We start from the raw sequence: 12,657 nt of genomic DNA on the forward strand, positions 1-12,657 counted from the left end.
CCATTGGGGTCTTACGAGGAGGATTACCGCATCGACGCGGACTCAAGCGTTGCGCCGGGTCAGCGCAACGACATTCAGCGATCGGTGAAGTTCGGCGTGCGGCGCTGCTGGAAGGCCGTTGCGCCCTCGACGAAGTCGGGGGACTTCAGCAGCACCGACTGTCCGTCGAATTCCCGCTGCAGCGCGGGATCCAATTCGGTGAGCGTGGCCGCGTTGATCGCCAGCTTGGTCTTCGCGAAGGCGACGGCCGGGCCGCCCAACAACCGCGCGATCACCTTGTCCACCTCGGCCTCGAAGTCGTCGGCCGGATAAACCGCGGTGACCAGCCCCCAGGACAGTGCGTCGGCGGCGGTCAACCGTTCGGGAAGCAACGCCATCTGCATGGCCCGGATCCGGCCGATCGCGGCCGCGATCAACGCCGATGCGCCGCCGTCGGGCATCAACCCGATCTTGGTGAAGGCGAGCATGAAAAACGCGCTCTCCGAAGCCAATACGACGTCACAGGCCAGGGCGATGGAAACACCGACCCCGGCCGCGGGTCCCTGGACGGCCGCGACCACCGGGTGGGGCAGCGCGGCGATCGCGCGCACCAGCCGGTTGATCTCGAGGATGATCTCGTCCGGCGGGACGGCGCCCCCGCCGGACACGTCGTCGGCGCTGATGCCCGCGCCGGAGCTGAAGCCGCGTCCGGCGCCGCCGATCCGCACCACCTTGACCTCGGGGTCGGTCGCCGCGTACTCCATCGCGTCGGCGATCCCGGTGATCACCGGAATGGTCAGCGAATTCAGGCTGTCGGGCCGATTGATGGTCACCGAGAACACGCCGTCGGACAGCGTGACGTCGAGGCCTGCGACTGGGGCGAGGGTGGCGATCGCGGATGAAGGCATGGGCTCACCATAAGTGACCGGGCTGCGCGGGCCGCGGGCACGGCTGCGAAGATGTCGAACGACCGGTTGTTTGAGCACGAACGGTCAATGTCGTCGGAGCGGACGAAAGGTCGGTGGATCATGGCTGGACCGTTGAAGGGACTGCGCGTCGTCGAGTTGGCCGGCATCGGGCCGGGCCCACACGCCGCGATGATCCTGGGGGACTTGGGCGCCGACGTGGTGCGCATCGACCGCCCGTCGTCCGGTCCGGGCGGTGTGGCAAAGGACGCCATGATGCGTAACCGCCGCGTGGTGACCGCCGATCTGAAGTCCGACGAAGGCCGCGGCCTCGTCCTCAAACTGATCGCCAAGGCCGACGTGCTGATCGAGGGCTACCGCCCGGGCGTCACCGAGCGGCTCGGCCTCGGCCCCGAAGACTGCGCGAAGGTCAACGACCGCCTGGTCTACGCCCGGATGACCGGCTGGGGCCAGACCGGTCCGCGCAGCCAGCAGGCCGGCCACGACATCAACTACATCTCGCTCAACGGCATCCTGCACTCCATCGGCCGGGTGAACGAACGGCCCGTCCCGCCGCTGAACCTCGTCGGGGACTTCGGCGGGGGCTCGATGTTCCTGCTGCTGGGCATCCTGTCCGCGCTGTGGGAGCGGCAGACCTCCGGCAAGGGGCAGGTTGTCGACGCGGCGATGGTGGACGGCTCGAGCGTGCTGGTCCAGATGATGTGGCAGATGCGGTCGTCGGGCATGTGGACCGACGCGCGCGGCACCAACCTGCTCGACGGCGGCGCCCCCTACTACGACACCTACGAATGCGCCGACGGCCGCTACGTCGCGGTCGGCGCCATCGAGCCGCAGTTCTACGCCGCCATGCTCACCGGGCTGGGCCTGGACGGGGCGGACCTGCCCGGGCAGAACGACGTCGGCCGCTGGCCGGAACTACGCGCGGTGCTGACCGAGAAGTTCGCCAGCCAGGACCGTGACCACTGGGCCAAAGTGTTCGCCGACTCCGACGCGTGCGTGACGCCGGTGCTGGCCTTCGGTGAGGTGCAGACCGAGCCGCACATCACCGAGCGGGACACCTTCTACGAGGTCGACGGCGGCCTGCAGCCGCGGCCCGCGCCGCGGTTCTCCCGCACCGCGCCGGAGACACCGCGTCCCGCTGCGCCGGTGGCCGACGCCGAATCGGTACTCAACGACTGGGTATAGTCCCGACCAACCAGTTGGCTGGAATCGAGGGAAATAAGGAAGGACTCGCATGGAGATCAAAGACGCCGTCGCCGTCGTCACCGGGGGCGCCTCAGGGCTGGGCCTGGCCACCACCAAGCGGCTGCTCGACCGCGGCGCCCAGGTGGTCGTGATCGACCTGCGCGGCGAGGAAGCCGTCCGCGAGCTGGGCGACCGCGCCCGCTTCGTCGAGGCCGACGTCACCGACGAGGCCGCCGTCGGCAAGGCCTTGGACGCCGCCGAGTCGATGGGCACGCTGCGCATCAACGTCAACTGCGCGGGCATCGGCAACGCCATCAAGACGCTGTCCAAGGACGGCCCCTTCCCGCTGGACGGCTTCAAGAAGGTCATCGGCGTCAACCTGATCGGCACGTTCAACGTGCTGCGGCTGGCCGCCGAGCGCATCGCCAAGACCGAACCCATTGGGCCCGAAACGAGCCCAGAGCGCGGAGTCATCATCAACACCGCCTCGGTCGCCGCGTTCGAGGGCCAGATCGGCCAGGCCGCCTACTCTGCGTCCAAGGGCGGCGTGGTCGGCATGACGCTGCCGATCGCCCGCGACCTGTCGCGCGAGCTCATCCGCGTGGTGACCATCGCGCCTGGCCTGTTCAAGACCCCGCTGCTGGGTTCGCTGCCCGAGGAGGCGCAGGCCTCGTTGGGCAAGCAGGTGCCGCACCCGGCGCGGCTGGGCGACCCCGACGAGTACGGCGCGCTGGCCGTCCACATCGTCGAGAACCCGATGCTCAACGGCGAGGTCATCCGCCTCGATGGCGCCATTCGCATGGCGCCGCGCTAGCGGCGTACGCCCCTGCGAAAAACATCGACAAAACGAAAGCCCCCCGCATCGGCGGGGGGCTTTCGTGATAACCACGATTCGATGGTTACTTACGGAACCACCGACTGACGGAGGGTTCGGCCATTAACAGCCGTGCGAGCATGCTCATGTCGGGCCTCAGCTCGCCGCTTGCAGTTCGTCGAACTGCTCCGAGGTCTCGCCTTCCACCAGCACGTCGCCGTGGTAGAGGGCCTCGAAGTCGACCTTGATGACGTCGGCACTTGTGTCGTCGATCCACATGACACTGAGCGTATGGGCCACCATTAAGGAAACTTTGAGTCACGATTCGGAAAATGGTGGCAATTTACCGACGGGTAGGGTGGCCGCCATTTCCGCTGGGATTTGCGCCGTGAGCTGCTTACTTGCGACACATTTTTCTGGCCGGACTCTTACCGTCCCCGCGGTTTAAAAGCCGGCGTTGAACGGTCTGCGGGCCCTTTCACGTGCTTAGAGTCAACACTGTTCGACGCGTGGACATTAGCGTTTGTTACGTTGTCGCGGACTAGCCAGCGGCCAGCGCAAAGGGGCACCGGCAGCGGAAGGGCTTGAAAAAATGCTGCAGAAAATCGCCCGGGTCGCCATCGCGGCGCCGCGCCGGATCATTGCGATAGGGCTGCTGGTTTTCATCGCCGCCGCCGTCTTCGGCATTCCCGTCGCCAAGAGCTTGTCTCCCGGCGGCTTCCAAGATCTGGACTCGGAGTCCGCCCGCGCCATCGACGTGTTGACCGACAAGTTCGGGCAGAGCGGTCAGCAGATGCTGATCCTGGTGACTTCCCCCGGCGGCACCCACAGCGAACAGGCCCGCACGGTGGGCACCGACCTCGTCGACCAGTTGCAACGGTCCCCGCTGGTGTACAACGTCTCCTCGCCGTGGGCACGACCCCTCGCCGACGGCGCCCCGGGAGCGTCGGACGATCTGGTGAGCCGCGACGGCAAGTCGGGCCTCATCGTGGTCAACCTCAAAGGCGGCGAAAACTTCGTTCAGCACAACGCGCAGACCCTGGCGGACCAGTTCGTCCACGACCGTGATGGGGTGACCGTCCGCGCCGGCGGCGCGGCCATGCAGTACGCGCAGATCAACAAGCAGAACCAGGACGACCTGCTGGTGATGGAGATGATCGCGCTGCCGCTGAGCTTCGTGGTGCTGATCTGGGTGTTCGGTGGGCTGCTGGCCGCCGCGCTGCCGATGGCGTTGGGCGCGCTGGCCGTTGTCGGCTCGATGTCGGTGTTGCGCCTCGTCACCTTCACCACCGAGGTGTCGATCTTCGCCCTCAACCTCAGCACCGCCCTGGGCCTGGCGCTGGCCATCGACTACACCCTGCTCATCGTCAGCCGCTATCGCGACGAACGGGCCGACGGGCACGAGCGCGACGAAGCGCTCGTGCGGACCATGGCCACCTCCGGCCGCACGGTGCTGTTCTCCGCGGTCACCGTGGCGCTGTCGATGTCGGCGACGGTCGCGTTCCCGATGTACTTCCTCAAGTCGTTCGCCTACGCCGGGGTGGCCACCGTCGCCTTCGTCGCCACCGCCTCGATCGTCATCACCCCGGCCGCGATCGTGCTGCTGGGCGACCGGCTGGACGCGTTCAACGTGCGCCGGCTGCTGCGGCGGGCTCTCCGGCGACCCGAGCCGTCGCGCAAGCCCGTCGAGCAACTGTTCTGGTATCGGTCGAGCAAGTTCGTGATGCGCCGCTGGGCGCCGGTGGGCCTGGCCGTCGTGGGCCTGCTCCTGCTGCTCGGGCTGCCGTTCTTCTCGGTGAAGTGGGGGTTCCCGGACGACCGGGTGCTGCCGCGCTCGGCGTCGGCGCATCAGGTCGGTGACCGGCTGCGCAGCGATTTCGCCGACGATTCCGCGACGTCGGTGCCCGTCGTCATCGCCGATGCCTCCGGCCTGAATCCGGGGGACTTCGACGCCTACGCCGCCGCTCTTTCGCGGGTGCCCGACGTGGCGGCGGTGTTTGCGCCCGGGGGAACCTTCACGGGCGGAAACCGGATGGGGCCGCCGGCCGGGGCGACCGGGCTGGCCCACGGCAGCGCGTTCCTGACCGTCAGCAGCACGGCGCCACTGTTCTCCGCAGCGAACGACACCCAGCTCGCGCGGTTGCACGGCGTCCCCGGCCCGGCGGGCCGATCCGTCGAAATGGGTGGGGTGGCGCAGGTCAACCGCGACAGCGTCGACGCGGTGACCGAACGGCTTCCGCTGGTTCTCGGGCTGATGGCCGCGATCACCTTCGTGCTGCTGTTCCTGCTGACCGGCAGCGTGCTGCTGCCGGTCAAGGCGCTCGCCTGCAACTTCCTGTCGTTGACCGCGGCGTTCGGTGCGCTGGTGTGGATCTTCCAGGACGGCCATCTCGGCGCGCTTGGCACCACGCCGAGCGGGACGCTGGTGGCCAACATGCCGGTGCTGCTGTTCTGCATCGCCTTCGGGCTGTCGATGGATTACGAGGTTTTCCTGCTCTCCCGGATCCGCGAGTACTGGCTGGCGTCCGGCGCCGCCCGACCCGCCAAGCCGACCCCGAAGCAGGCCCACGCCGCCAACGACGAGAGCGTGGCTCTCGGCGTCGCCCGCACCGGCCGGGTCATCACCGCGGCCGCGCTGGTGATGTCGATGTCGTTCGCCGCGCTGATCGCCGCCCACGTCTCGTTCATGCGGATGTTCGGTCTGGGCCTGGTGCTGGCCGTTTTCGCCGACGCCACCCTGGTGCGGATGGTGGTCGTCCCGGCCTTCATGCACGTGATGGGCCGCTGGAACTGGTGGGCGCCCGGGCCCCTGGCGCGGCTGCACGACCGGTTCGGCATCAGCGAAGGCGAACAACCCGCACACCGCGAGCCCACTCCGGCGCCGGTCGCCGGGGCCGCGCTCGGGGAGCCGGTGCCCAATATCGGTTAACGGCGACCCATGCCGTCGCCGAACCCTATTCTGGGCCTCATCCGAGTCGGAAGGTTCACACACGTATGACAACGGCGGTCGACAACCCCTTCTTCGCGCGCGTCTGGCCCGTCGTCGCCAGCCATGAAGCCGAGGCGATCCGGGTCCTGCGACGGGAGAACCTGGCCGGCTTGTCCGGCCGGGTGTTGGAAGTCGGCGCGGGGATCGGGACGAACTTTCCGCACTATCCGGCCTCCGTCGACGAGGTGATCGCGGTGGAGCCCGAACCGCGGCTGGCGGCTCGGGCGCGCGCCGCGGCCGACGCGGCGCCGGCCCGCATCATCGTTTCCGGCGAGACGGCCGAAAGCCTCAGCGACGGGGAGCCATTCGACGCGGTGGTGTGCTCGCTGGTGCTGTGCTCGGTGCGCGACCCGGGCGCCGTGCTGCGGCGCCTGTACTCGTTACTGCGACCGGGTGGGGAACTGCGCTACCTCGAGCACATCGCCAGCGCCGGCGCGCGGGGCCGTTTTCAGCGTTTCGTCGATGCGACGTTGTGGCCCCGGCTATTCGGTAACTGCCACACCCATCGCGACACCGAACGCTCGATCGTCGAGGCGGGATTCGAAGTCGACACGTCGCGGCGGGAGTGGACGCTGCCGGCCTGGGCGCCGATGCCGGTTTCCGAGCTCCTGCTGGGCCGCGCGCGCCGGCCCGCCTGAGGGGCCCGCCTACTTGAGCAGTGCCGGCAGCCGCTGCAGCAGTCCGGGCAACGCCTGGCCGGCCGACTCGCGGATGCTGAGGGTGGCGTTGGCCGATAGCGGCGTGACTTCGGGATTGACCTCGATGACGGCGGCGCCGCGCGCCAGCGCCAGCTCCGCGAGCCCGGCCGCCGGATAGACGATCGCCGACGTCCCGACCACCACCATCACGTCGGCGGACTCGGTCGCCTCGAGGGCGCGCTGCCAGGGCTCGTCGGGCAATTGCTCACCGAACCACACGATGTCGGGCCGGATCAGGCCGCCGCATTGACACACCGGAGGCTCCACCTCCAGCGCCGGCTCGGCCATCTGCGGCAGCGCGCCGCTGTACGGCACAGCGCAACGCGCACAACGGAATTCGAAAAGGCTCCCGTGCAGGTGGTGGACGGAGTCGCTGCCCGCCCGCTCGTGCAGGTCGTCGACGTTCTGGGTGATCACGGTGACCTGGGCATCGTCTTGCCAGGCGGCGATGGCGCGATGACCCGCATTGGGTTGCACATCGGCGACCAGGTAGTGCCGCCACAGATACCAGCCCCAGACGCGCTGCGGGTTGTCGCGCCACCCTTGTGTGCTGGACAGCTCGTAGGGATCGAAGCGTGCCCACAACCCGTTCTTGTCATCGCGGAAGGTCGGCACACCGCTTTCCGCGGAGATCCCCGCGCCGCTGAGCACCGCTACGCGCATCCCACCAAGATAGCCGGAGCTGGGGGATACTGAACGGGTGGAACTGGGTGACTGGTTGCGGGTCGACGTGAAGGCGGGCAAGCCGTTGTTCGACCAGCTCAGGACGCAGGTGATCGACGGAGTCCGCGAGGGCGCGCTGCCGCCGGGCACCCGCCTGCCCACCGTGCGGGACCTGGCCGGCCAGCTCGGGGTCGCGGTCAACACCGTGGCTCGCGCCTACCGCGAGCTGGAAACCGCCGCCATCATCGAAACCCGGGGCCGCTTCGGCACATTCGTCGCCCGCTACGACCCGACCGACGCCGCGATGGCGGCCGCCGCCCGCGAGTACGTTCGGGTAGCGCGGGGACTCGGGTTGGACAAGGCCGATGCCCTGCGCTACATCGAATCGGTGCCCGACGAGTAAGCGGTATCGTCCGGCATCGAAAAGTGTTGGCGCACAGTCTGTGTGGTGCTGCCGCTCAGCGCAACACCTTGTCGAGCGTACGCAGGTTGCGCGTCGTGGTCGACGACTTGTAGCGGGCCTTGCCCATCGTCTTGCCGATGGTGCTGTCCAGGGTGGCGCCCTTGCGGACCTGCCAGTAGAGCACGCCGTCACCGCGGCTGATCCTCTCGTCCGGACCCGCGTCCTTGCCCAGCCCGGCGAGCTCGTCGAGCACCGCCTCATCGGCGACGAACGTGACGTAGGACTGGTAGCCGTCGGCGTCGCGCTCGAACGGATAGGCGGCGACCACGTCGCGCACGGTGCCGAGGTCATAGGCCAGCACCCAGGCGTCGTAGCCGAACCGTTCGCGCAACGCGGACTCGGCCTTCTTGCGCACCGCCGCCGCGCCGGCCGACGACTCCAGCAGGACGTTGCCGCTGGCCAAGACGGTTCGCACCGTGGTGAAGCCCGCGTCGGTCAGCGCGGCAGCCACCTCGGCCATCTTGAGGTTGACGCCCCCGACGTTCACGCCACGCAGAAACGCCGCGTACTCGGCCATGCCCCGATTCCACCAGCCCGGCCGCCAAACGGCCATCCCGGGCCGCCCGGGCGGCGCGCGACGTAGGCTTTCGTCATGGGACGCCAAGTCTTCGACGACAAGCTGCTGGCCTTGATAAGCGGACATTCCCTCGGGGTGCTGGCCACCATCAAGCGCGACGGGCGACCCCAGCTGTCGAACGTCAGCTACCACTTCGACCCGCGCAGCATGGCGATCCAGGTGTCGATCACCGAGCCGCGCGCCAAAACGCGCAACCTGCGCCGCGACCCGCGGGCGTCGATCCTGGTCGACGCCGACGACGGCTGGTCGTACGCCGTCGCCGAGGGCACTGCCGAACTGACGCCCCCGGCGGCCGCGCCCGGCGACAGCACCGTGGAGGCGTTGATTGCCTTGTACCGCAACATCGCCGGCGAACACCCGGATTGGGACGAATACCGTCAGGCGATGGTCACCGACCGGCGGGTGCTGCTGACGCTGCCGATCACCCACCTGTACGGCATGCCCCCGGGCATGCGGTAGCCGCGCCGGCCGCGGGCCCGCCCGGCAGACCGGGGCTAAGCTGCACCCATGGCTGAATCGAATGCCCGGCAGGGTTCAAAGTCGTCCAAATCTTCGGGGGCTTCTGAATCGCCCGGGTCGGACGAGGACACCAAGCGCAAGTTCCGCGAAGCCCTCGACCGCAAGATGGCGAAATCCTCGAACGCGTCCGACCACAAAGACGGCGCCGGCAAGCAGTCCCGGGCGCACGGCGCGGCGGGAAACCGCCGCGAATTCCGCCGCAAGAGCGGCTGACCCGAGAGTCGTTGGCAGACAGCCTGATTCGTTTATCCCCGGGGTGGGTAGAACAGGCCGACCGACGGGTCGTCTTGCCCCGGTCTGCCGCGTAGGCTTCCCCGCGTGCTGGGGTGTCCGAAGTTCACTTGGGACGGGTCGTTTTGGTATGCCCAGTCCGCCACGATGGTGCGTCGACTGAACTTCCAGCGCCCGTCGTGCTTGGTGTACTCGTCCAGGTACCGGCCGCCGATGACCACGTCGACGTCGTGCTCGGGGCCGGCGAAGGTGTGAAACACCAGGCAGTAAACCTCACCGCGGGCCGCCTCGCCCTCGATCACGAAGTTCGTCGTGGTGATGTTGTGTTGGGAGACACGCACATACGGCTCCGCGGCCTGCAACTGCGCGATGAACTGTTCGACACCGCCGGTCGAGAACGACCCGTGCGCGTCGGTCGCGTCGGGGTGATACAGGCCCCGGAGGCCGTCGTAATCGGCGCGGTCGACGGCCCGGCAATAGGAGGTGACGAGCGCGTGCAGTTCGTCGCGGGCCAGCATCAGCGCCAATCGGGCCTCATCCACCACCACGTCACGATAACTCGATGGTTAGGGTGCTGGTCATAGGCGCAATTTCGGTGGTTGGTGTCGCGCCAGGCGGTCTCGGTCGTAGGGTGTTCAGCGGAAGGAAGGTCGTTGACGGTGAAACTTTGGCTGGCTCAAGATCCCGAGGCCGACGCGCTGCTGGACGAGAATCCGTTGGCCCTGCTCATCGGGATGGTCCTCGATCAGCAGGTGCCGTTCGAGACCGCCTTTTCGGGACCGAAGAAGATCGCCGACCGCATGGGCAGCTTCGGCGCTCACGAGATCGCGGAGTACGACCCGGACAAGTTCGCCGCGCTGTGCTCGGAAAGGCCTGCGATCCACCGGTTTCCGGGATCGATGGCCAAACGTATCCAGACCCTGGCCCAGATCATCGTGGACGATTACGACGGCGACGCCGCGGGCTTGTGGACCGCGGGCGACCCCGACGGCGAGGAGCTGCTGCGGCGCATCAAGGGGCTGCCCGGTTTCGGCGCCGTTAAGGCGCAGATCTTTCTGGCGCTGCTGGGCAAGCAGTACGGGGTGACGCCGTCCGGGTGGCGACGAGCCGCCGGCGAGTTCGGCAAACCGGGCACGCACATCTCCGTCGCCGATATCGTCGACGCCGAATCGATGGGCGCGGTGCGTTCCTATAAGAAGCAGATGAAAGCGGCAGCCAAGGCGGCGAAGTAGTGGGTGCACAGAAGGGAAGGGCGGCAACGTGAAGACACACCTGACGTGTCCGTGCGGCGAAGCCATTGTCGGCAAGGACGAGGACGAGCTGGTCGAATTGACCCAGGCTCACCTCGCCAGCGTTCATCCTGGCCTCGAGTACGACCGCGACGCGATCCTGTTCATGGCGTACTAGTAGCGAACGCGCGTGACCCCGGTGCGGGGACACGCGCGTTCGCAGGTGGCGAGACGGTGACGGCGCCGGTCTGTTACGGCACCACCGTCGAGCCGATCGTGGGCATGAACTGGCACTGCTTTTCCTTGGTCGTGACCTGCCCGAAGATCGTCGACATGATGCTGCCCGAGCCCGTGTCGGCGATCGCGCTCAACGTCGTCGGCCCCTCCGGGTTGATGTCCGAACGCGGCTTGAGGGCGACGGTGCCGGACTTGCCGGTGGTCAGGTTCACCCAGGTGACGTTCAACGGCAGCTTCTGCACCTCGGCGGGTCCGGGCGTGCCGACCGCGGTGAACACGTAGGCGGTCTGCCCGGGCCCCGGGCCGGGAAGCGGAATCTTGGCCGGGCCCGCGACCGACAGTGCGGTGGCGATGGCGCTGCTGCCATCGGCAAGGCAGTTGGTGCCGATCGAGGGATACATGAAGTCCTGGGTCGGCGGCGTGTCGGCGCCGAACCCGGGGGCGGCCGCCGTCGGGGCGGCGTCCGGCGCAGCGGCGGGCGCCGGGGCTGGCGCCGCCGCGGCCTCCGGTGCCGGCGGCGCGGCGGCCGGCGCAGGTGGCGCCGGAACCGGTGCCGCGGCGGGCACATTCGCGGACTGGGCGGCGGGCTGGGCGGGCACGGGTGCCGGCGCTGGCCCGGCCGCGTGCGCCGGGTCGACGCCGGCGGGCAGGTGCGCCTCCGGTGCCGCTTCGGGTGCGGGACCCGCCGCGTGCACCGGGTCGATTCCGGTCGGCAGGTGCGCCTGCAAACCGGGTTCCACGCCGGTCGCGGGAACGTGTTGCACGGGTGCGGTGGGCTCTTGGACGAACTGATTCACCGCCGCCGCCACGTTTTTCGACTCGCTGGGAGCGGTCGGGCTGTGGGCGAAGGCTTGCGCGGCGGCCATCAGCAGTTGCGTCGCTTGCTGCGGGTCGCCCGCCGCTTGCTGGATGAGCGGGCTGAGCTGCGACAGGGCAGGCAGACCCGGCAGCTGTTGGGCCGCGTTGGATTGTGGTGTCGGCTGCGGCGCCGCCGGATCGGCTACCGCGCTCGGGCTAAGCCCGAGCGCGGCAACCGATGCCGTGACGACAGCGGCCAAACCTTTGGACAGATTCCAAGTGGTTGCCACGGTGTCCTCCGGTTCTCAGTGGTTGATTGGTCCGACTACGACGCTGCTCAAGGCAATGCGGCAAGCAGCGGCGCTGCCGGTCCGGCCGGGCTGGCAGCCGGCGCGGGTGCGGCCGGAGCGGCTGGTGCCGCCGGAGCCGCCGGGGTCTGGCCCGAAGCCAGCGCCGGCAGATCCTGCGGGAGCCGCACCTGCGAGGGCACCGGAAGGCCCGCGGGCATCGCCGGCATGTTGACCTGCGCCTGCGGGATTTGCGGTGCGGGCGGCGTGGCCGGCGCGCTCGGTGCCGACAGCCCCGGGATCGCGGGCAGGCCCGGGATCGACGAGGACGCCGGAGCGGCCGGGCTCGCGGCCGCCGGCTGTGCGCCGGTCAGGCCCTGAATCATTCCCGGAATGCCGGACGCCGCGGAAGGTGCCGCCGGCGCGGCCGGCGTCGCCGACTGCGCCAGCCCCGGAATGGACGGGAGCGCCGCCGGAGATGACGCGGGAGCGGCGGGTGCCGCCGGCGTCAGGCCGGGGATCGACGGGATGCCCGCCGTGGACGCCGACGCCGGCGAGGCGGCGGCCGGAACACCCGGGAAGCTGATGCCCGGTGTGGCCGGCGCCGAGGGCGGCGTGGCGCCCAGTGCGGTCGCGAGGTTTTGCAGGATTTGAGGTGCGTTGGCCGCCGAGCTGATCAGCTGCTGCGGAATGTTCGGCACCGCCGGAGCCGGCACGGGGTCGGCGTGGGCGATACCGCCCGTCAATAGTGCTGCGGACGAACCGGCCACGACGGCGGCTGCACGCAAGTAAGTCCAGATGGTTGGCATGACTCTCCCTGATTGATCGATTACAGGTCCCGCCGCTGAAGCTACTTTGATGCAGATGGGACTCAAGTGACACGTGTGGCATTTATTCATTCGTTACGGAGACGAGTGAGAGCGGTGACCGAAAGCGCGAAATGCGGTTCCCTAAATAGAAGTCCGGGACCGACGGGGCGGCGCCGCACGCCCCGATCGCTAAAGTCGGGCGGATAGAAACCATCTCGGCCGCCCCGGCGGCACCCATCACCCAGCGGTTGGC

At 68.8% G+C, this 12,657-nt stretch carries 16 protein-coding genes; 9 read left to right on the plus strand and 7 right to left on the minus strand.

Translation table 11 applies throughout. The features are described from left to right. Positions 1-74: 74 nt before the first annotated feature. The gene (locus AC0KTM_RS03945; RefSeq protein WP_225328142.1) at positions 75-887 is read right to left on the minus strand and encodes an enoyl-CoA hydratase; all 813 of its coding nucleotides are present in this window, start codon (positions 885-887) and stop codon (positions 75-77) included. Between the two features lie 120 nt (positions 888-1,007). On the opposite strand from AC0KTM_RS03945, the gene AC0KTM_RS03950 reads away from it, so the two are divergent. Both AC0KTM_RS03950 and AC0KTM_RS03955 read left to right on the plus strand, forming a co-directional pair. After that, positions 1,008-2,090: a CaiB/BaiF CoA transferase family protein gene (locus AC0KTM_RS03950; RefSeq protein WP_225328143.1), complete on the plus strand. Its 1,083-nt coding sequence runs from the start codon at positions 1,008-1,010 to the stop codon at positions 2,088-2,090. A gap of 49 nt (positions 2,091-2,139) precedes the next feature. Beyond that, positions 2,140-2,904: a 3-hydroxyacyl-CoA dehydrogenase gene (locus AC0KTM_RS03955; protein WP_238958151.1), complete on the plus strand. Its 765-nt coding sequence runs from the start codon at positions 2,140-2,142 to the stop codon at positions 2,902-2,904. Positions 2,905-3,060: 156 nt separating this feature from the next. On the opposite strand, the gene AC0KTM_RS03960 is transcribed toward AC0KTM_RS03955, so the two are convergent. Continuing rightward, positions 3,061-3,183: a hypothetical protein gene (locus AC0KTM_RS03960; protein ID WP_003878506.1), complete on the minus strand. Its 123-nt coding sequence runs from the start codon at positions 3,181-3,183 to the stop codon at positions 3,061-3,063. Positions 3,184-3,496: 313 nt separating this feature from the next. Between AC0KTM_RS03960 and AC0KTM_RS03965 the strand changes: the two genes are divergently transcribed. Further along, entirely contained in the window at positions 3,497-5,833 is a 2,337-nt protein-coding gene (locus AC0KTM_RS03965; RefSeq protein ID WP_225328145.1) for an MMPL family transporter, read from the plus strand. A 65-nt stretch (positions 5,834-5,898) separates the two neighbouring features. Continuing rightward, complete coding sequence (locus AC0KTM_RS03970; protein WP_225328146.1) at positions 5,899-6,531, plus strand: class I SAM-dependent methyltransferase; 633 nt, start codon at positions 5,899-5,901, stop codon at positions 6,529-6,531. A 9-nt stretch (positions 6,532-6,540) separates the two neighbouring features. Here the strand turns inward: AC0KTM_RS03970 and AC0KTM_RS03975 are convergent, their stop codons facing one another. Then, entirely contained in the window at positions 6,541-7,254 is a 714-nt protein-coding gene (locus tag AC0KTM_RS03975) for an NAD-dependent deacylase (protein ID WP_238958149.1), read from the minus strand. Positions 7,255-7,291: 37 nt separating this feature from the next. Here AC0KTM_RS03975 and AC0KTM_RS03980 point away from each other — a divergent pair, with 37 nt between their 5' ends. Beyond that, positions 7,292-7,657 (plus strand): GntR family transcriptional regulator, encoded by a 366-nt coding sequence (locus tag AC0KTM_RS03980; protein ID WP_008254464.1) that lies wholly within the window; start codon positions 7,292-7,294, stop codon positions 7,655-7,657. Positions 7,658-7,712: 55 nt separating this feature from the next. On the opposite strand, the gene AC0KTM_RS03985 is transcribed toward AC0KTM_RS03980, so the two are convergent. Next, the gene (locus AC0KTM_RS03985; RefSeq protein ID WP_238958148.1) at positions 7,713-8,234 is read right to left on the minus strand and encodes a DUF1697 domain-containing protein; all 522 of its coding nucleotides are present in this window, start codon (positions 8,232-8,234) and stop codon (positions 7,713-7,715) included. Between the two features lie 75 nt (positions 8,235-8,309). On the opposite strand from AC0KTM_RS03985, the gene AC0KTM_RS03990 reads away from it, so the two are divergent. Then, positions 8,310-8,753 carry a PPOX class F420-dependent oxidoreductase gene (locus tag AC0KTM_RS03990; protein WP_225328149.1) on the plus strand — a complete coding sequence of 148 codons (444 nt, stop codon included), beginning with the start codon at positions 8,310-8,312 and terminating at the stop codon, positions 8,751-8,753. Between the two features lie 48 nt (positions 8,754-8,801). Further along, a complete protein-coding gene (locus tag AC0KTM_RS03995; RefSeq protein ID WP_225328150.1) occupies positions 8,802-9,026 on the plus strand; it encodes a DUF5302 domain-containing protein in 225 nt (74 codons plus the stop codon). A 32-nt stretch (positions 9,027-9,058) separates the two neighbouring features. Here the strand turns inward: AC0KTM_RS03995 and AC0KTM_RS04000 are convergent, their stop codons facing one another. Next, positions 9,059-9,592 (minus strand): nuclear transport factor 2 family protein, encoded by a 534-nt coding sequence (locus AC0KTM_RS04000; protein ID WP_238958147.1) that lies wholly within the window; start codon positions 9,590-9,592, stop codon positions 9,059-9,061. A gap of 111 nt (positions 9,593-9,703) precedes the next feature. On the opposite strand from AC0KTM_RS04000, the gene AC0KTM_RS04005 reads away from it, so the two are divergent. Beyond that, positions 9,704-10,276 carry an HhH-GPD-type base excision DNA repair protein gene (locus AC0KTM_RS04005; protein ID WP_225328153.1) on the plus strand — a complete coding sequence of 191 codons (573 nt, stop codon included), beginning with the start codon at positions 9,704-9,706 and terminating at the stop codon, positions 10,274-10,276. Positions 10,277-10,304: 28 nt separating this feature from the next. Continuing rightward, the gene (locus tag AC0KTM_RS04010) at positions 10,305-10,451 is read left to right on the plus strand and encodes a hypothetical protein (RefSeq protein WP_007169078.1); all 147 of its coding nucleotides are present in this window, start codon (positions 10,305-10,307) and stop codon (positions 10,449-10,451) included. 73 nt (positions 10,452-10,524) lie between these two features. Here AC0KTM_RS04010 and AC0KTM_RS04015 read toward each other — a convergent pair whose 3' ends face one another. Together AC0KTM_RS04015 and AC0KTM_RS04020 are read right to left on the minus strand one after the other, a co-directional pair. Next, positions 10,525-11,598: an Rv1157c family protein gene (locus tag AC0KTM_RS04015; protein WP_238958146.1), complete on the minus strand. Its 1,074-nt coding sequence runs from the start codon at positions 11,596-11,598 to the stop codon at positions 10,525-10,527. 47 nt (positions 11,599-11,645) lie between these two features. After that, the gene (locus tag AC0KTM_RS04020) at positions 11,646-12,404 is read right to left on the minus strand and encodes a hypothetical protein (RefSeq protein WP_225330461.1); all 759 of its coding nucleotides are present in this window, start codon (positions 12,402-12,404) and stop codon (positions 11,646-11,648) included. Between the last annotated feature and the right edge of the window lie 253 nt (positions 12,405-12,657).

Source organism: Mycobacterium sp. NTMscope_Eco_3, assembly GCF_976985685.1.